19 protein-coding genes and 1 other annotated feature are annotated in these 17,384 nt (G+C 48.8%); of the genes, 18 read left to right on the plus strand and 1 reads right to left on the minus strand.

Going from position 1 to position 17,384, the window contains the following annotated elements:
- The 7 genes from ACI4WN_RS08645 to thrS form a co-directional block, all read left to right on the plus strand.
- Positions 1 to 762, plus strand: a 762-nt coding sequence (locus ACI4WN_RS08645; protein WP_439777834.1) for a DNA polymerase, incomplete at its 5' end; no start/stop codon positions are given.
- A 31-nt stretch (positions 763 to 793) separates the two neighbouring features.
- Entirely contained in the window at positions 794 to 1,621 is an 828-nt protein-coding gene (gene mutM, locus ACI4WN_RS08650; RefSeq protein ID WP_439777835.1) for a DNA-formamidopyrimidine glycosylase, read from the plus strand.
- Entirely contained in the window at positions 1,618 to 2,202 is a 585-nt protein-coding gene (gene coaE, locus ACI4WN_RS08655) for a dephospho-CoA kinase (protein ID WP_439777836.1), read from the plus strand. The genes mutM and coaE overlap by 4 nt, the downstream gene beginning before the upstream one ends.
- Positions 2,203 to 2,215: 13 nt before the next feature.
- A complete protein-coding gene (gene nrdR / locus ACI4WN_RS08660) occupies positions 2,216 to 2,680 on the plus strand; it encodes a transcriptional regulator NrdR (RefSeq protein ID WP_009558272.1) in 465 nt (154 codons plus the stop codon).
- 4 nt (positions 2,681 to 2,684) lie between these two features.
- Complete coding sequence (locus ACI4WN_RS08665) at positions 2,685 to 4,010, plus strand: DnaD domain protein (protein ID WP_439777837.1); 1,326 nt, start codon at positions 2,685 to 2,687, stop codon at positions 4,008 to 4,010.
- A 4-nt stretch (positions 4,011 to 4,014) separates the two neighbouring features.
- Positions 4,015 to 4,941, plus strand: a complete 927-nt coding sequence (gene dnaI / locus ACI4WN_RS08670) for a primosomal protein DnaI (protein WP_439777838.1) — start codon at positions 4,015 to 4,017, stop codon at positions 4,939 to 4,941.
- A gap of 284 nt (positions 4,942 to 5,225) precedes the next feature.
- On the plus strand, positions 5,226 to 7,157 hold the full coding sequence (thrS, locus tag ACI4WN_RS08675) for a threonine--tRNA ligase (protein ID WP_439777839.1): 1,932 nt from the start codon (positions 5,226 to 5,228) through the stop codon (positions 7,155 to 7,157).
- Between the two features lie 100 nt (positions 7,158 to 7,257).
- Here the strand turns inward: thrS and ACI4WN_RS08680 are convergent, their stop codons facing one another.
- Positions 7,258 to 8,658 (minus strand): ATP-binding protein, encoded by a 1,401-nt coding sequence (locus tag ACI4WN_RS08680; protein WP_439777840.1) that lies wholly within the window; start codon positions 8,656 to 8,658, stop codon positions 7,258 to 7,260.
- A 246-nt stretch (positions 8,659 to 8,904) separates the two neighbouring features.
- Positions 8,905 to 9,016 (plus strand) — a sequence feature (ribosomal protein L20 leader region).
- Between the two features lie 47 nt (positions 9,017 to 9,063).
- Between ACI4WN_RS08680 and infC the strand changes: the two genes are divergently transcribed.
- From infC to ACI4WN_RS08735, 11 genes are all read left to right on the plus strand, one after another.
- Positions 9,064 to 9,585, plus strand: a complete 522-nt coding sequence (infC, locus tag ACI4WN_RS08685) for a translation initiation factor IF-3 (protein ID WP_008459484.1) — start codon at positions 9,064 to 9,066, stop codon at positions 9,583 to 9,585.
- A 20-nt stretch (positions 9,586 to 9,605) separates the two neighbouring features.
- Positions 9,606 to 9,806, plus strand: a complete 201-nt coding sequence (gene rpmI / locus ACI4WN_RS08690; protein WP_002879235.1) for a 50S ribosomal protein L35 — start codon at positions 9,606 to 9,608, stop codon at positions 9,804 to 9,806.
- Positions 9,807 to 9,850: 44 nt separating this feature from the next.
- The gene (gene rplT / locus ACI4WN_RS08695) at positions 9,851 to 10,207 is read left to right on the plus strand and encodes a 50S ribosomal protein L20 (RefSeq protein ID WP_002879237.1); all 357 of its coding nucleotides are present in this window, start codon (positions 9,851 to 9,853) and stop codon (positions 10,205 to 10,207) included.
- A gap of 106 nt (positions 10,208 to 10,313) precedes the next feature.
- Entirely contained in the window at positions 10,314 to 11,423 is a 1,110-nt protein-coding gene (gene yqeH, locus ACI4WN_RS08700; protein ID WP_008459459.1) for a ribosome biogenesis GTPase YqeH, read from the plus strand.
- A 10-nt stretch (positions 11,424 to 11,433) separates the two neighbouring features.
- Positions 11,434 to 12,072, plus strand: a complete 639-nt coding sequence (locus ACI4WN_RS08705) for a nicotinate-nucleotide adenylyltransferase (RefSeq protein ID WP_439777841.1) — start codon at positions 11,434 to 11,436, stop codon at positions 12,070 to 12,072.
- Positions 12,065 to 12,658 (plus strand): bis(5'-nucleosyl)-tetraphosphatase (symmetrical) YqeK, encoded by a 594-nt coding sequence (gene yqeK / locus ACI4WN_RS08710; protein WP_439777842.1) that lies wholly within the window; start codon positions 12,065 to 12,067, stop codon positions 12,656 to 12,658. The genes ACI4WN_RS08705 and yqeK overlap by 8 nt, the downstream gene beginning before the upstream one ends.
- Before the next feature lie 50 nt (positions 12,659 to 12,708).
- On the plus strand, positions 12,709 to 13,056 hold the full coding sequence (rsfS, locus tag ACI4WN_RS08715) for a ribosome silencing factor (RefSeq protein WP_008459456.1): 348 nt from the start codon (positions 12,709 to 12,711) through the stop codon (positions 13,054 to 13,056).
- Positions 13,056 to 14,210: a nucleotidyltransferase gene (locus ACI4WN_RS08720; RefSeq protein WP_439777843.1), complete on the plus strand. Its 1,155-nt coding sequence runs from the start codon at positions 13,056 to 13,058 to the stop codon at positions 14,208 to 14,210. The genes rsfS and ACI4WN_RS08720 overlap by 1 nt, the downstream gene beginning before the upstream one ends.
- Positions 14,210 to 14,785, plus strand: a complete 576-nt coding sequence (locus ACI4WN_RS08725; RefSeq protein ID WP_439777844.1) for a DUF177 domain-containing protein — start codon at positions 14,210 to 14,212, stop codon at positions 14,783 to 14,785. Before ACI4WN_RS08720 ends, ACI4WN_RS08725 begins: the two co-directional genes overlap by 1 nt.
- A gap of 186 nt (positions 14,786 to 14,971) precedes the next feature.
- Complete coding sequence (locus ACI4WN_RS08730; protein WP_008461935.1) at positions 14,972 to 15,685, plus strand: response regulator transcription factor; 714 nt, start codon at positions 14,972 to 14,974, stop codon at positions 15,683 to 15,685.
- The gene (locus ACI4WN_RS08735) at positions 15,678 to 17,285 is read left to right on the plus strand and encodes a HAMP domain-containing sensor histidine kinase (protein WP_439777845.1); all 1,608 of its coding nucleotides are present in this window, start codon (positions 15,678 to 15,680) and stop codon (positions 17,283 to 17,285) included. The genes ACI4WN_RS08730 and ACI4WN_RS08735 overlap by 8 nt, the downstream gene beginning before the upstream one ends.
- Positions 17,286 to 17,384 lie beyond the last annotated feature (99 nt).

Raw genomic sequence — 17,384 nt, forward strand, 5'->3', positions numbered from 1 at the left:
AACATCCCAACCCGGACCGAAGAAGGCAAGCAGATCAGGAAGGCTTTTGTACCGTCAACGCCAGATGGCTACATTTTTTCATGCGACTATTCCCAAGTTGAGCTCCGCGTTTTGGCCCACGTGTCAGGGGATGCCAACATGCAAGAAGCCTTTAAGACCGGCTACGACATCCACGCCCACACGGCTATGCGAATCTTCCACTTGAAGTCAATTGACGACGTGACGCCGCTTGAAAGGCGGCGGGCCAAGGCGGTCAACTTCGGGATCGTCTACGGGATTTCCGATTACGGCTTATCTAAAAATCTAGGCATCTCCAGAAAGCAGGCTAAGGAATTCATCGCTGAATACTTTGACCAATACCCGGGCATCAAGGCCTATATGGACCAAGCTGTTAAGGATGCTCGAGAAAAAGGCTATGCTGAAACCATCATGCACCGCCGCCGCTACCTGCCAGATATCCACGCTAAGAACTTTAACGTCCGGTCCTTTGCCGAGCGGACGGCCATCAATTCCCCAATCCAAGGCTCAGCTGCCGACATCATGAAGATCGCCATGATCAACATGCAAAAGAAGCTGGATGAACTGGGCTTAAAGACCAAGATGGTGGTGCAGGTGCACGACGAACTCATTTTTGACGTGCCAAAAGAAGAACTGGAAACCATTAAAAAGATCGTGCCAGAAGTCATGCAGTCAGCCGTCCAGCTGGATGTACCGCTAATCGCCGACAGGGGCTACGGCCATGACTGGTATGACGCTAAGTAATAAATAACTGACAAAAAGGTAGGTGTAACATATGCCAGAAATGCCGGAAGTAGAAACGGTCAGGCGTACCTTGACGCCTTTAGCGGCCGGCAAGACAATCAAGCGCGTTGACGTTTGGTATGACAAGGTCATCGTGGGTGATGTGAAGTCTTTTCAACAACAGCTGAAGGGGAAGACCATTGAAAAAATCGACCGCTACGGCAAGTATCTCCTCTTTCGCCTGGGCGACTTGACCATCGTCTCCCACCTCAGAATGGAGGGCAAGTACCGGCTGACTACGGCGGATGCGCCAAAAGAGAAGCACGAGCACCTGCAATTTGTCTTTACTGATGGGACGGCTCTGCGCTATGACGATGTCCGCAAGTTTGGCCGTCTGCAGCTGGTAGAAACGGGGACTGAGCGGATCGTGACCGGGATCAAGCACCTGGGCCCAGAAGCCTTAAGCCCGGAATTTTCCGAAGACTATTTTGCCAAAGCTCTAAAAAATAAGACCAAAAAGATCAAGAACCTGCTCTTAGACCAAACGGTGGTGGCGGGCCTGGGCAATATCTACGTTGACGAGGTCTTGTGGCAGGCCAAGATTAACCCGGTAGCTGAGCCCAAGGACTTGACCAAACAGCAGGTCCAGGACCTGTATGAGGCAATCAATTCGACCATCAAAGAAGCTACCAAGCTCGGCGGGACCACCGTCCACTCCTTTTTAAACGCTGAAGGGCAGGCGGGCGGGTATCAAGACCGGCTAGAAGTCTACGGCCGGGCCGGAGAAGACTGCCTAAGATGCGGAGAAAAATTGGTCAAGATCAAGGTCAATGGGCGGGGGACCACTTATTGTCCCAACTGCCAGAGGCTCAAGTCATGACGCTTTTTTTAGGATTAACGGGCGGAATCGCCACCGGCAAGTCGACTGCGTCAAAGATCTTAGCGGAAAAAGGCTGCCAAATCATCGATACCGATCTGATCGCCCACCAGCAGGCCGAAGTTGGGCAAGCTGGGTGGCTAGCGATTCAAAAAGAGTTCGGGGATGCTTTTTTCCAAAAAGACCAGACCCTGGACCGGAAAAAGTTAGGCCAGTACGTGTTTAACAACCCTGATGCCTTAAAAAGATTGTCGGCCGTGACTCAAAGGGAGATCCTCAAAGAGGTCAAAAGGCAGATGACGAAAAGCACTGCAAAAGTCTGCGTTTTAGACGTGCCGCTCTTATTTGAGGCAGGTTGGGACCAGTACTGCGATGTGACGGTCTTGATCGACCTGCCAGAAGCTGAGGAATTAAGGCGGCTGATAGCTCGAGATGGTCTTCCACAAGCTGAAGCTGAAAAAAGGATTAAAGCCCAGCTTCCTTTGGCGGAAAAACGCCGCCGGGCTAGCTATATCATTGAAAATACTGGTACAATAGAAGCACTAAGAAAGAAATTGGATCAACTACTGGCAGAGATTGCCTGAAAGGAGACCTACTATGCTTTGTCCAAATTGTCATGAAAATGCCTCCCGCGTCATCGATTCTCGCCCAACTGACGAAGGCCGCACGATCAGAAGAAGAAGAGAATGCGAAAACTGTGGCTACCGCTTCACCACCTTTGAAAGGGTTGAGCAAACGCCACTTTTGGTCATTAAAAATGACGGCACCCGCGAAGCCTTTAACCGGGAAAAGATCTTAAACGGGGTCGCTGCAGCCTGCCAAAAGCGGCCAGTGACCAGCGAGCAGTTAAACAAGCTGGTAGACAGCGTGGAAAACGCCATTCGGTCAAAGGGCGTCAGCGAAATCTCCTCTAAGGAAATTGGGGAGCTAGTCATGGACCAACTGGCTGACATCGACGACGTGGCCTACATCCGCTTTGCCAGCATCTACCGCCAGTTCACCGACATGTCCAGCTTCATGAAGACCATGGAGGACATGATGGACCGGCACAGTAAGAAGTGATTTGATGTACCAAAATTCTAATCCCAAGCAGCGCTACCTGGTGATGAATGAGCTGACGCTAGAACCCAAGCAGGAAAAAGTCCTGATCCGGCTCTACCAGCCCCTAGTTGGCGCCTTGGGGGTGGCCTTGTACCAGACCCTGCTAGAAGAATTTGACGCCTACCAGCCCTTGTCACAGGCACCGGCGCTCTACAATTTGCAAGAGCTGCTGGACTGCAGCTTAAGGCAGCTGTTTACCGCCATTCACAAGCTGGAAGCGACGGGCCTGCTCACCACCTACGTCAGCCACAACCAGGTGATGGGGGATCTGCTGGCCTTTAAATTAAACAAGGTGCCAGATGCCGGCTACTTTTTTAATACGGACTTATTGGCCAGTTTATTAAGAGAAAAAATCGGCAGTCCTCGCTTCAGCCAATTGAGCCGGACCTTTGCCAGAAATGCCAAAAGGCAAGAGCGGCAGCTGGACAACCTGGAAGACGTGTCGGCGTCCTTTTTTGAGGTCTTTAGACTGCCAGATGAAGAAGTGATGGACCCGTCAAGCGAGGTTAAGGCGGCAGCTCGGGAAAACGTCCAAGTGAAAGACGAACCGGTGCAGCTCAAGGTCAAGCAGGTGGACTGGCAATTTTTAAAGGACTGCTTTGTCAGATACCAGATCCCAGCTAGTGAGGTCGACCGTTGCCAAGGCGAGATCCAGTCGATCATGGAGCTGTACGGCTTAAGCGAGCAGGAATTTGTGGACGAGACCTTGCCAACGCTCCACGGCTCTTACCAGCTCAATCCCGATGCCATCAGAAAGAGCCTGGCTTACAACTTTAAGGCGGATCACCGCCGGCAAGCGGTCTTAAAGCAGCAAGAGCAAGGGCAGCAGGTGGCCGGTGACCAGCGCGACCAGGAGCTTTTAACTGAAATGCATGAAAAGGCGCCTGCCGAATTTTTGAGCGATTTAAAAAAGAAAAAGGGCGGCTTCTCTACGGCAAGAGAGCGCTTTGTGATCAACAACCTGCAAAGCCAGGTGGGCCTTGCGCCCAGCTTGATCAATGCCCTGGTTTACACCTGCCTCAACTACCAGTCGGTAGTGACGCAGGATTTGGCGGGGCGGATTGCCAACGACTGGCTGCAAAAGAAGATCACGACGCCAGAAGCAGCGCTGAAATACGTGAGAGAGCGGGCGCTAAATAACCAGCAAAAGAAGCGGAGCTACACGCCGCAAAGAACGACAGAAAAGGTTACGGATTGGTCCAAGAAAGAGTTCAATGATAAGATTGATCTTTCCGATGATGAATTGAGGAAAATGTTAAACAATATCAATCCTGACAAGGATAAGAGGTGAGTGGATGAAGGCAATTGGTGATGTGCTAAAAGATCAGGTGGCTGAAGCTGCTAAGAAGAATCAACGAGACTTTTCAAAAAAGTCTTACCAAGATTTGCAAAGTCGCGTTTTTTCTGATCCAGACGTTCACGCCTTTTTTGAACAGCACAAGGATGAATTGACTCGGGAAGGAGTTTATGCCACTTTTGCCAACATCTACGAGTATTGGCAGCAAAAAGATGGCCATGACAAGGTCTTAGCAGGCTATGTGCCAAAGCTTTTTGTCGAAGGTCACGGTGTTGGTATCAAGTATGAAGCAACTGCTGAAAAGGTAGAGGAAGACAAACAGCGGGCTACCCAAAAGCGCATTGAGCTGATCGACTTACCAGAAAAATTGCGTCGTGTAAAGTTAGGTGACATTGACTTCAACGGACGAAGAGAAGCACTTGAAGGCATTGCAAGATTTTTTAACAATCTAAAAGCAGGATCACCAGCAAGGGGATTATATTTAAGTGGTGACTTCGGTGTAGGTAAAACCTACATTATGGCTGGAGTAGCTAATGAATCTGCTGGTTTAGGCAAAAAAGTCATCTTTTTGCATATGCCAACCTTTATTTCAAGTTTATCTAGTCACTTCGATGACAACAGCTTGCAAGATGAAATCCACCGTGTGGCCTACTGCGATGTCTTGATCTTGGATGATATTGGGGCTGAAAGCCTCAGTCCTTGGTCAAGAGATGATGTTTTAGGGGTAATTTTACAAGCGCGGATGGATAACGATCTGCCAACCTTTTTCACTTCGAACTTGGACATGGACGCATTAGAGGACCATTTTGCCAAAACCAGAAATTCTGATGAACCTGCCAAGGCGAAGCGTTTAATGCAAAGAGTACGATATTTAGCTCAAGAAGTTCAGATCAGCGGCGCCAACCGCCGTTTTGAAAATAATTGATAAAAAAGGCTTGCCTTATTTTTATCAGGGGGTATAATCAAGAAGTAACTAGAAGACATGATCCTTTCGCTTCAGAGAGAGGGGCCAAGTTCTGGAAGCCCCCATTTGTAAAGGACCCCACCTTCTACATTCCCAAAAGTTAATTTGAGGTTGGACCCCATTACCGGTCCTGAAGAGAGACTATGCCCAAAAGCGGGCAAGTCTGAATTTTGGGTGGAACCACGATTATTATTCGTCCCGAGTATGTAACATACTCGGGACTTTTTTGTTCTTGGAGGATTTTTATGAGTTTTGCTTTGACTCTGCCAGATGGCTCAAAGAAAGAATTCGAATCAGCTGTAACTGTTAGTGAATTGGCAAGCAGCATTTCTACTTCACTGGCTAAGAATGCCGTAGCCGGCAAGGTTGACGGTGAAGTTAAGCCACTTGACTTCTCACTTGCTGAAGACCACGAAGTTGCCATCTTGACTAACAAGGATGCCGAAGGCTTGAGCGTTTTACGCGCTACTGTAGCCTTTGTTTTGGAAGCCATTGTTAAGGAAAAGTACCCAGAAATCAAGCTGGGCCAAGCCGAAATTTCAGAAAATGGCTTCTTCATCGAAACTGACAAGGAAGACCAAATCAAGGTTACTGAATTGCCAGAATTAGAAAGGGCTTTGCAAAAGGCTGTCAAGAACGGCCAAGCCATTGAACACGTGCAAGTAGCCAAGAGCGAATTGGCAGACGCCTTCAAGGATGACCCATACAAGCAAGAATTGCTGGCTAACTACGGCGAAACTGTTGACGCCTACAAGCTTGGCGACTTCGTTGACTTTGGCTTTGACGCACTTTTGCCAAACACTGGTAAGATCAAGAAGTTCAAGCTTTTGTCAGTAGCTGGTGCTTACTGGAAGGGCAAGAGCTCAAACCCAATGCTGCAAAGAATCTTCGGTACTGCCTTCTTTAAGGAAGCTGATCTTGAAGCTGACCTGAAGCGCCGGGCTGAAATCAAGGAACGCGACCACCGGACCATTGGCCGTGACCTGGACCTCTTCTTCGTTGACCCTAAGGTTGGCGCTGGTCTTCCTTACTGGATGCCAAAGGGTGCGACGATCCGCCGGATTATCGAACGCTACATCGTGGACAAGGAAGTTGCAGCTGGCTACCAACACGTTTACACCCCAGTTTTGATGAACCTGGATGCTTACAAGACTTCCGGCCACTGGGCACACTACCGTGAAGACATGTTCCCACCAATGGACATGGGTGAAGGCGAATGGCTGGAATTGCGGCCAATGAACTGCCCATCCCACATCCAAATCTACAAGCACCACATTCGTTCATACCGTGAACTGCCAATCCGGATTGCCGAACTAGGGATGATGCACCGCTACGAAAAGTCAGGTGCCTTGTCAGGTTTGCAACGTGTTCGGGAAATGACTTTGAACGACGGCCACACCTTCGTTGCCTTAGACCAAGTGCAAGAAGAATTTGCTCGTACTTTGAAGATCATCATGGACGTTTACCACGACTTCAACATTAACGACTACTACTTCCGTCTTTCATACCGTGACCCAAAGAACACTGACAAGTACTTTGCAAACGACGAAATGTGGGAAAGAAGCCAAAGCATGCTGAAGGCTGCCATGGACGACATGGGTCTGGACTACGTTGAAGCAGAAGGTGAAGCTGCCTTCTACGGTCCAAAGCTGGACATCCAAACTAAGACGGCTTTGGGCAACGACGAAACCATGTCAACCATCCAACTGGACTTCATGCTGCCAGAACGCTTTGAACTGACTTACGTTGGTGCTGATGGCGAAGAACACCGTCCAGTTATGATCCACCGCGGGATTGTTGGTACGATGGAACGCTTCATCGCTTACCTGACTGAAATCTACAAGGGTGCCTTCCCAACTTGGCTGGCACCTGTTCAAGCTGAAATCATCCCAGTTAACTTGGATGCTCACTCAGACTACGCTAAGAAGGTTCGCGACGAATTGATTGCCAAGGGCTTCAGAGCTGAAATCGACTTCAGAAATGAAAAGCTGGGCTACAAGATCCGTGAATCCCAAACCCAAAAGGTACCTTACACTCTGGTACTTGGCGATGATGAAATGAACGCTGGCACGGTCAACGTTCGCCCTTACGGGACTGAAGAACAAAACAGCGAAAGCCTGGACGAATTTATGGACAAGTTGAGCAAGGACGTAGCCAGCTACTCCCGTGAAGACTAAGTCCATGTTTCATTAGAATTGAACCCTTTCTGACATAACAAAACATCCTGCCTCAACTCTGAGGCGGGATGTTTTTGTGTATGTGCTTCTTTATTTGGATTTACATCATGTCGAAGGTAATTAAGTGGCAGTCGACTTGCTGGGCTAGGTGGCGGCATTTGTCAGTAAAGCCGGTCTTGGAGAAAAGATAGTAATTTTTCTTAGCAGCAGGGAAAAGGCTGCTCCGGTAGATAAGGGTTTTGAGAATATCGGCGGAGATTGGCTCATTTTTCCACTTGCATTCGCCAAAGTAGCCGTTCAGCTTCTGGTCATCGAAACCAACAATGTCCATTTCGATTTGCTTTTTTTCCTTAGGATCTGGCCCCCACCAATTGCCTAAGTTTACAAAAGGCTCTGGCACCAGGTCAGGGTCAAACAGCTTGGACCAGAGGTATTCTTGAGAGAGCTTTTCAAATTCTGGTCCCATAAAGTGGGGAAGCTGCTTCATGATGTAGTCCAAAATTGGCTCAGTAATCCCCCGTTCGATAAAACTGACCCGTTTGCCGACGAAGGTATACCAGAAGCGGAACATGCCATCCTTGATTGCATAGATAGTTTTCCGGCTTCTGGCTTTATCAATTTCCGTAACCGGCACCCTTTTTTCGACGATGCCCAGGTCGATCAAATTGTCCAGGTAAGGGCTTAGGGCACCGCTGGCAATACCGGTTTTAGTCGAGATCTCTGACTGCCGGCTGGCCCCGGCCGCGATGGCACTGATGATGGAGCTATAGCTTGCCGGCTCGCGGAGTTCTTGGTTGAGCAGACTCATCGGTTCGGCATAGAGCATGGCGCTGGTTGTTAAAAAATTGTCCCTAATGTTGTCCCTAAGGGATTTTTCTGGAGACATCAAGGACAGGTAGAGGGGGATTCCGCCGGTGATGGCATTGAGTTCAAAAACTTCTTCCTTATTTAATTGCGGGAAAAAATCTTCGGCATCATGCAGGCTGAAAGGTTTCAGCTTAAACTGGGCAGTTCTGCGGCCATAAAGAGGGCTCTTGTAGCCAAGGACCTGCTTTTCCATGAAGGACATGGAGCTGCCGCAGAGGATGAGAAAGAGTTTGTTCTGTTTAAAATAATGGTCGATGTAGGACTGTAGCATGGAACTGATTGGTGGATAGGCTTTCGCCAGGTAAGGGAACTCATCGATGACCAAAATTAAGCGGTCATTTTTCTCAGAGAGATGGACGAGATATTTGAAGGCCTGCTCAAAGGAGGCAAAATTAGGTCCATCCAGATAGCTGGGATCTTCGTAGGCGTGTATCGCGTCAGAAAAACGAGCCAGGTTTTCCAAGGCCTTTTCTTCAAGGCCGGTAAAGTAGATTGCCCGCTTGTCTTTTAGAAATTGGTTGATCAAGCTGGTTTTCCCGATACGACGGCGGCCATAGATGACCGCAAATTGGAAGCTGTCTTCTTGGTAGAGCTTATTCAAAGCTGTAAGCTCTTGATTTCTACCGATAAACATTAAAACACCTCGTTAGCAATAATACAGTTTACAATATTATACTTTACAAGTTTACGATATACAAGTTTAAGATATTGCTAATTGGGAAGATGAAACATCCTGTCTCAACTCTGAGGCGGGATATTTTTTGCGTATACAAGGAATATGTTCCTGTTGCAATTGGCAAAATTAAGCTTTAAGTAATCAGGCTGACAGCAAAATTAACCCTTGACGGGCAATCTTAGACATAGTACAATAGAAAAAGTTGAGAACAAGAAGAAGCCCCCGCTTCTCGCCTAAGTTAATTAACCTCTAGGCAAATCGATATTTTCTGTTGATTTTTAAGGCGGGTGTTATTTACCCGCTTTTTTCTTGTCCTCGAGATTAACATGGAGGTGAACAGTTATACCACAGAAACAAAATAGCATGATCCTCAACGAAAGCATTCGTGCTCGTGAAGTTCGCTTAATCAATGCTGACGGCGAACAAGTTGGGGTTGTGTCAAGAAACGAAGCTTTGCGCCAAGCAAGCGATGCCGGCTTAGATTTGGCTTTGATTTCACCAAATGCCAAGCCACCAGTTGCCAAGATTCTTGATTACGGGAAGTACCGCTTCGAACAACAAAAGAAGCTGAAGGAATCTCGCAAGAACTCTAAGCAAGTGAGCGTTAAGGAAATTCGTTTAAGTCCAACGATTGAAGGCAATGACTTCGAAACCAAGTTGAAGCATGCACGTAAGTTCTTAGAAAAAGAAGGCGCTAAGGTTCGTGTTTCGATTCGTTTCAGAGGCCGCGCAATCACGCACAAGGAATTAGGACAACAAGTGCTTGAAAAGATGGCCGATGAGACTTCGGATATTGCTGTTGTAACCAGCCGGCCGAAGATGGAAGGCCGTCAAATGTTTTTAATGCTCAGTCCTAAGAGCGATAAAGACAAAAGTAAAAAATAGTTAATTGGAGGAATTTTACCATGCCAAAGATGAAAACCCACCGCGCTTCAGCTAAGCGTTTTAAGAGAACTGGTAACGGCGGTTTGAAGCGTCACCACGCCTTCACTGGCCACCGTTTCCACGGCAAGACTAAGAAGCAACGTCGTCATTTGAGAAAAGCCGCTATGGTTTCACGCAGCGACTTGAAGCGCATCAAGCAAATGCTTTCCCAAATGCGTTAATTTACTATTTTTTAATACACTAACGATATTAGGAGGATTTTCAGATGCCAAGAGTTAAAGGTGGTACCGTTACACGCGCACGTCGTAAGAAGGTTTTGAAGCTTGCCAAGGGTTACCGTGGTTCAAAGCACGTTCAATTTAAGGCCGCAAGTACGCAATTATTTGTTTCATACAAGTACGCATTCCGTGACCGTAAGAAGCGTAAGAGCGAATTCAGAAGATTGTGGATCGCTCGTATCAACGCTGCTGCTCGTCAAAACGGCTTGTCATACTCAAAGATGATGCACGGCTTGAAGCTTGCTGGCGTTGACATGAACCGCAAGATGTTGGCTGACATTGCTTACAACGACGAAAAGACTTTTGCTGCTTTAGCAGAAACTGCTAAGAAGGCTTTGGCTTAAGTCACTAAGAGACGCATCTAGCATCTGCTAGGTGCGTTTTTTCTTTGTGCTCATCAAGCATTTTTTATATAATTGAAGGTAGAAAAAATTAAAAGGAGGTTTTTTCATGGGTGAAGAAATTCGCTGCATCGGCTGCGGAGCCAGCCTGCAAAGCGAAGACAAGAGCCTGCCTGGCTACTTGCCTCAAAGTGCCTTGCAGAAGGTTTTAGATGGGGAAAACGAAGAAGTCTACTGCCAGCGCTGCTTCCGCTTGCGCCATTATAACGAGATCATGCCAGTCGCCTTAGATAACGACGACTTTTTAGCCTTGCTCAACAGCCTGTCCAGCAAGAAGGCCTTGATCGTCAACGTTGTCGACCTGTTTGACTTCTCTAATTCCTTGATCGCCTCTCTCAAGCGCTTTGTCGGCCAAAATGACTTTATCCTGGTCGGCAACAAGTTTGACCTCTTCCCAAAGAACTCTAAGGAAAGCAAGATAAAGGACTGGATGCGGCAAGAAGCCAACCGGATGGGCCTTTACCCAAAGGAAATCTTCTTGATCAGCGCCGCTAAGAAGAAGAACCTGGACGACTTGATCAAGTACTTGAACGCCAATAGCCAAGACCAGGACGTTTACTTCGTTGGGACTACCAATGTCGGCAAGTCGACCCTGATCAATGCCATCATCGATAAAATGGGGGACGTGCAAGACCTGATCACGACTTCCCGCTTCCCAGGGACCACTTTAGACAAGATCGAGATTCCGCTTGATAACGGCCACTTTTTGGTCGACACGCCCGGGATCTTGACCAAAAAGCAGCTGGCTAGCCGGCTGAGCGTTAAGGAACTGGACCTGGTATCTCCGAAAAAGCCGCTGAAGCCAGCGACTTACCAGCTTTTGCCGGGCAACACCATCTTCTTGGCGGGCCTTGGCCGGATTGACTATTTGCAAGGGCCATCCACCAGCTTTACGGTTTACGCTTCTCGCAGCATGTATGTGCACCGGACCAAGACGGAAAAGGCGGATGAATTTTACGCTAAGCACGTCGGTGAACTGTTGACCCCGCCATCAGCAGAAGACGACTTGCCGCCGCTCAAGGGGCAAGAGTACCACATCAAGTACCGGTCTGACGTCTTGTTTGCCGGGGTTGGTTTTATTACTGTTCCAGAAGGCTGCGTCATCAAGGCTTATACGCCTGGCGGCATTGGCCTAGGAACCAGAAGAGCTTTAATTTAAGAGGTTAAAGATGGACTCATTGGTAGATTGCAGTAAAGAAACGCAAGTAAAGGTTAAAAGCGAAGAATATCAAAGAAAGGGTAAGCAGATTGGGATCATGGGCGGCACCTTCAACCCCGTCCACATGGCCCACTTGGTAGCGGCTGAGCAAGCCTTGACCAAGCTGCACCTAGATGAAGTCTGGTTTATCCCAGACAACATTCCGCCTCATAAAGATGCTCCGTTGAAGGTGACGGCTAGAGACCGGGCCACCATGCTGGACCTGGCAACGCGGGACAACCCCCGCTTCCGGGTTAAGCTCTTGGAGCTGTTTAGAGGGGGCGTATCTTACACCATTGATACCTTGCGCTATTTGACCAAAAAGGCGCCCGAAAACACCTACTACTTGATCATGGGCAGCGACCAGGTCAACTCCTTCCATACCTGGAAGAATGCGGATGAATTAGCTAAATTAGCTACCCTGGTCGGCATCCGCCGGCCAGGCTACCCGCAAGACCCTAAGTACTCCATGATCTGGGTGGATGCCCCAGACATGCGCCTGAGTTCAACTGCAATCCGCCGGGCCGTTTCCGTGGGGACCTCGATCCGTTACCTCGTTCCTGAGCCAGTCCGTCAATATATCATTGAAAAGGGGCTTTATCTTGACTGAGTTGGTTTTTAAAAAGACTTTTTCAGATTTAACTAGTGAGCAAATCATCGCGCAGGAAAAGAGCGTGATGGATGAAAAAAGGTTCAAGCACTGCGTAAACGTCAGCGAAACGGCTAGAAAATTGGCCAAGCTGAACGGCTATGATGAAGACAAGGCGGCTTTAGCCGGCTTTGTTCATGACTATGCCAAGCAGATCCCGGTTGAAGACTACATCAAGACCATCAAAGAGCAAGGCTTTGACCCAGACCTTTTAAATTGGAACCGGGCTATCTGGCACGGGATCGTGGGGGCTTACTATATCGAAAGAGACCTGGGCATCCATGACCAGGAAATCTTAACGGCGGTCAACCGCCACACCACAGCCGACACGGAAATGACGACGCTAGACAAGATCGTCTTCGTCGCTGACTTTATCGAGCCGGGCCGGGACTTCCCAGGCGTCGACGAAGCGCGAGAAGTCAGCTACAGCAACCTGGACGCCGGGGTTGGCTATGAACTGGCCCACACCATTGCCTTTTTGGCAGAAAAGCGGGCCAAGATCTACCCAAGAAGCTTTGCGGCATACAATGTTTGGGCCGTTAAGTAAATTTTTAAAAAGTAAAACATTACTATCCAAAACAGAAATAGGAGCAAAATTTGAAGAGCGAAGAATTATTAGACTTAGTATTAAACGCCATCAGTGAACGCCACGGTGAAGACACCGAAGCCTACGACATGCGCGGCATCAGCATCCTGGCTGACTACTTTGTAGCAACGAGCGCAACCTCTAGCCGCCAGCTCCACGCCATCGCCAACTCCATCATTGAAGCTTGCCACGAAAAGGGCTACTACGACTACCGCGTTGAAGGCAACCGGGACTCAGAATGGCTCTTGGTGGACTTAGGCGACGTTGTCGTCAACATCTTCTCAGAAGATGCCCGGGCCTTTTACAACCTGGAGAAATTGTGGGCTGACGGCAAGAAGCTGGAACTTGAGGCTGAATAATGAGCGTAGCCGGGATTATTGCCGAATATAATCCATTTCATAGCGGGCATGAGTTCTTGATGAACCAGGCCCGCTTAATTGCCGGGGATGACCCCATCATCTGCGTGATGAGCGGCAACTACGTCCAAAGAGGTGAAATGGCCATTTTGGACAAGTGGTCAAGGGCCAAGGCCGCGGTTGAAGCTGGCGCTGACTTAGTCGTTGAGCTGCCATTTTCTTACGCCGTCGAAGCCGCCGACTTGTTTGCGACGGGCGGGGTGGAAGTTTTGAGCAAGCTGGGTGCAGAGTACCTGGTTTTTGGCGTGGAAGATGCCAACTTAAACTTTGAGTATTTTGGTCAAAAAATCGCCCAGACCCCGCGGCAAAGAGAGGAATTTGCTGACTACAGCCAGACTTATTCCACCCAGTACAACCAAATGGTGGCTCGAGAAGTTGGCCATGAGGTCAGTGAACCTAACGCCATTTTGGGCCTGGCCTACGCCGTGGCCAATGTCAACCTGGGCTCGCCCTTGACTTTGTCACCCGTCACCCGGGTAGGGGCGGGCCACGACGACATCTTGCAAAGAGAAGCAGTCGTTCAAAGCGCCAGCGCTATTCGCAACCTGCTCTTAAAGGGCGATACCAAGGAAGACCTGACCCAGTGGCTGCCTAAGGGGGAAATCTCCGCTTTGGCAGCCCAAAAGGTCTTCCCTAACTGGGATCTGCTTTTTCCGCTATTAAAATACCGGCTAGAATCAGCTTCTCTGAAAGAGCTGCAGCAGATCTACCAGATGAGCGAGGGGCTGGAGTACAAGCTGAAGGCCGAAATCCACCTGGCTCAGAACTTCTCTGAATTCCTGCGCCATGTCAAGTCCAAGCGCTACACGTATTCGCGCCTGCGCCGCTTGTGCCTGTATACCTTGCTAAACGTAACTGAAGACGATATCTATGGCAGCTTCGACCATGCCTCAACCCTGCTTTTGGCTTACAGCAAGCGGGGCCGCAAGTATTTGAAAAAGCATAGGAAGGATTTTGCAATCGAAATCGTTTCTAAAGTCGACCGCAAGAAGGCACAAGAGGGGACCTTGGGCCTGCAAGTCCGGACCGACCGCCTCTTTGAGCAGGTGATCGGCGTTGATCAGAACTTTGGCCGCCGGCCAATCGAGGTAAATTAATGTTAGAACTTTCTTTTTATCAAGTAAAAAACAGCCGTGAGCCAATGACCACGGTTTCGGCTGACTTGACCTTTGACCAAGACTTTTACGACCGGGCTAAGGAACTGGTCTACGAAGTCAAGAGTGCTCACGTGGAAGGGCAAGTCTTTTATGATGAGCCTTTTGTCACTGGCAACTTCCAGGTGGAAACGGAATTGTCCGTGCCATCCTCTCGAAGCCTGCACCCAGTCGATCTGAAGCAAAAGTTTTCTTTTGTTGAAAACTACTCAGACCATGAGCCAACCCAAGAAGAAAAAGAGCTGGGCCTCTTAATCATCCCTTTGACTGACGACAAGATCGACATCCAGCGGGCAATTGAAGACAACATTCTTTTGAACATCCCAACGACGGTCTTGACCGAAGAAGAAAAAGACGAAGGCATCTACCCTGAAGGCAAGGACTGGGAAGTGGTGTCAGAGCAAAGCTTTGCCAGCCGGAAGAAGGACCAGGTCAACCCTGCCTTTGCCCAGCTGCAAGGCCTGCTTGACAAGCTGAATGCCGAAGATCCTGAAAATCAGGATCAAAAGAATAAGTAAAAGTTAAATCTTTGATAAAAAATAACTTTTTACCTAGTAAAAAAGGACTAGAAAGAAGTTATTTTTTTAATGGAGACTTGTTAAAAAGTTCATTTTGGGCTATTCTAGAATTATTAGAATAAAATTTGAGATTATACTTGGATTAAGCAGACCCAAAATAATCATTGGATATGAGGGGATTTAAGAATGCCGAAGATTTTGATTGTTGAAGACGAAAAGAACTTGGCTCGTTTCGTCGAACTTGAACTGCAGCACGAAGGCTACGAAACCGTTGTTGAAAACAACGGCCGCAAGGCCTTAGACCGGGCCTTGGCTGAAGACTTTGACGCCATCTTGCTGGACCTGATGCTGCCAGACCTGAATGGGTTGGAAATTGCCCGCCGGGTTCGGCAAACTAAGACGACGCCAATTATCATGATGACCGCCCGTGATTCAGTTATCGACCGGGTATCAGGCTTAGACCACGGGGCAGACGACTATATCGTGAAGCCTTTTGCCATTGAAGAACTCTTGGCCCGTTTACGTGCAGTACTTCGCCGGGTCAAGATCGAAAAGGATGCTTCTAAAGACAAGCTTCCTCGCCAAAAGGTAGTTAAGTTTAAGGACTTGACCATTGAAACTGCTAATCGGATCGTCCACCGCGGCGATGGCAAGACGGTTGACCTGACCAAGCGGGAATACAACCTCTTGATGACTTTGATTGAAAATAAGAATAACGTTGTTGGCCGTGATCAGCTTTTGAACAAGATCTGGGGACCTGAATCCAACATCGAAACCAACGTTGTGGAAGTTTACGTTCGTTACCTCCGCAACAAGATCGACATTCCAGGTCAGCCATCTTACATTAAGACCGTTCGCGGAACTGGCTACATGGTAAGAGATGAGGACGACAATGTTTAAAAATCGCTCTAATAGCGGCAAGAAAGGGACCAGACGCGTTTCACTGATTGTGAGATGGGTCAGCATCGTCGCCATGACGATCGCGGTCTCTTTTCTTGTTTTCTCAGCAGTTGTCTATAACACGGTTAGACAAGAATCGCTGAACCAGCAGCAAGATACCGCAAATGAAATCGTTCAGGTCCTGAGAAAGCGGCTGGTGGGGATTGACAGCGAGCTGGAGATCGCCAACGTGGTCCAGCAGCTTTCGCCTAATACCCGGCGAATTTTGAAGGGCGGGCCTACTTTTTCTGACAACAATAATACGACTAGCACTTTTAACGACTCGGTCTTGACTACGGTGACTAATCCAGATGTAACGATCGCTATTTACAATTTGCGTAACGAGATCGTTTTTCATAACGGGGAAAGCACGCCGAAGCTGGTCAAGTTCTCAGACGAGCAAAAGTCGGTCGTCAAGGAAAATTCTAAGGGACAGAGCATCCTCTACGTTTACCGCAAGGTGCGCAGCCGCAAGACTGGCAAGGTGACTGGCTATATCGTGGTCAAAAACGCCATGACGGCCTATAACCGCCTGATTCGCCGGACTTTGAGCATTATGCTCTGGCTGTCAATCTTAGCGGTAGCCTTGGCCATCATCGTCTCTTACCTGGTGGTTCGCAGCGTGGTCAAGCCAATCAAGACCATGTCCAAGGTGGCCCGGGAAGTCAACGACGACCCGAACAGTACGGCCAGAATTCCGGAACTTAACCGAAACGATGAACTAGAAGAACTGGCGCTGTCTTTTAACATGATGCTGGACCGGATGCAAAAGTACATCGAGCAGCAAAAGCAGTTCGTCAGCGACGTGTCGCACGAATTGCGGACGCCTGTGGCGGTTATCGAAGGCCACCTCAGCATGCTGAAGCGGTGGGGCAAAGACGACCCGCAAATTTTGGAAGAATCGATCGATGCTTCAATCTCAGAAGCAGAACGGATGAAGCACCTGATCCAGGAAATGCTGGACCTGACCCGGGCTGAGCAGATCAGCGTCCACTATCCAAACGCTATTGCTGAGCCAATGGAAGTCCTGACCAGAGTGGTCGGTGACATGGGGATGGTCCACCCTGACTTTAAGATTGGTCTAGAAGTAGAGGACTTGGATCCAGACACCAAGATCCAGATCTACCAGGGGCACCTGGAACAGATTTTGATCATCTTGATCGACAACGGGATTAAGTACTCGACCGACCGGAAGGAAATTTTGGTATCGGCTGGTCAATCAGGCCAGGAGATGCAGATCGTGGTCCAAGACTACGGTGAAGGGATTTCGGATGAAGACAAGAAGAAGATCTTCAACCGCTTCTACCGGGTCGACAAGGCTAGAACGAGGGAAAAGGGCGGCAACGGCTTAGGTCTGTCTATCGCCCAAAAACTGGTTGAATCCTACCATGGCACCATCGACGTTGAGTCGGTTTTGGGTCAGGGCAGCCAGTTCCGGATCACCTTCCCGGTTTTGACCGATGAAGACGTGAAGCGTCTAGAAAAACGGCAAGAAGAGAAGGAAGCTGAAGGCAATGGTGAAAAGCCAGCAGCCTTGCCGGAAGGAATTAGTAAAGATTAGAAAAAGAGCCGCATGTGCGGCTCTTTTTTTGGTGGGTGTAGGCGGCTGCGGTGTGACGGTTGTGGCTGTGGCCGCGACGACTGAGTGCCCCCAAGTTGA

The sequence above is a fragment of the Lactobacillus sp. genome (assembly GCF_051893255.1).
Taxonomy (GTDB): Bacteria; Bacillota; Bacilli; order Lactobacillales; family Lactobacillaceae; genus Lactobacillus.

Bases quoted from the DNA above. Each gene is read 5' to 3' on its own strand.
- infC (WP_008459484.1), top strand. From the start codon at position 9,064: ATGATCCTCAACGAAAGCATTCGTGCTCGTGAAGTTCGCTTAATCAAT.
- nrdR (WP_009558272.1), top strand. From the start codon at position 2,216: ATGCTTTGTCCAAATTGTCATGAAAATGCCTCCCGCGTCATCGATTCT.
- mutM (WP_439777835.1), top strand. From the start codon at position 794: ATGCCAGAAATGCCGGAAGTAGAAACGGTCAGGCGTACCTTGACGCCT.
- ACI4WN_RS08730 (WP_008461935.1), top strand. From the start codon at position 14,972: ATGCCGAAGATTTTGATTGTTGAAGACGAAAAGAACTTGGCTCGTTTC.
- thrS (WP_439777839.1), top strand. From the start codon at position 5,226: ATGAGTTTTGCTTTGACTCTGCCAGATGGCTCAAAGAAAGAATTCGAA.
- rpmI (WP_002879235.1), top strand. From the start codon at position 9,606: ATGCCAAAGATGAAAACCCACCGCGCTTCAGCTAAGCGTTTTAAGAGA.
- rplT (WP_002879237.1), top strand. From the start codon at position 9,851: ATGCCAAGAGTTAAAGGTGGTACCGTTACACGCGCACGTCGTAAGAAG.
- ACI4WN_RS08720 (WP_439777843.1), top strand. From the start codon at position 13,056: ATGAGCGTAGCCGGGATTATTGCCGAATATAATCCATTTCATAGCGGG.
- dnaI (WP_439777838.1), top strand. From the start codon at position 4,015: ATGAAGGCAATTGGTGATGTGCTAAAAGATCAGGTGGCTGAAGCTGCT.
- ACI4WN_RS08735 (WP_439777845.1), top strand. From the start codon at position 15,678: ATGTTTAAAAATCGCTCTAATAGCGGCAAGAAAGGGACCAGACGCGTT.
- yqeH (WP_008459459.1), top strand. From the start codon at position 10,314: ATGGGTGAAGAAATTCGCTGCATCGGCTGCGGAGCCAGCCTGCAAAGC.
- ACI4WN_RS08725 (WP_439777844.1), top strand. From the start codon at position 14,210: ATGTTAGAACTTTCTTTTTATCAAGTAAAAAACAGCCGTGAGCCAATG.
- coaE (WP_439777836.1), top strand. From the start codon at position 1,618: ATGACGCTTTTTTTAGGATTAACGGGCGGAATCGCCACCGGCAAGTCG.
- ACI4WN_RS08665 (WP_439777837.1), top strand. From the start codon at position 2,685: ATGTACCAAAATTCTAATCCCAAGCAGCGCTACCTGGTGATGAATGAG.
- ACI4WN_RS08680 (WP_439777840.1), bottom strand. From the start codon at position 8,658: ATGTTTATCGGTAGAAATCAAGAGCTTACAGCTTTGAATAAGCTCTAC.
- ACI4WN_RS08705 (WP_439777841.1), top strand. From the start codon at position 11,434: ATGGACTCATTGGTAGATTGCAGTAAAGAAACGCAAGTAAAGGTTAAA.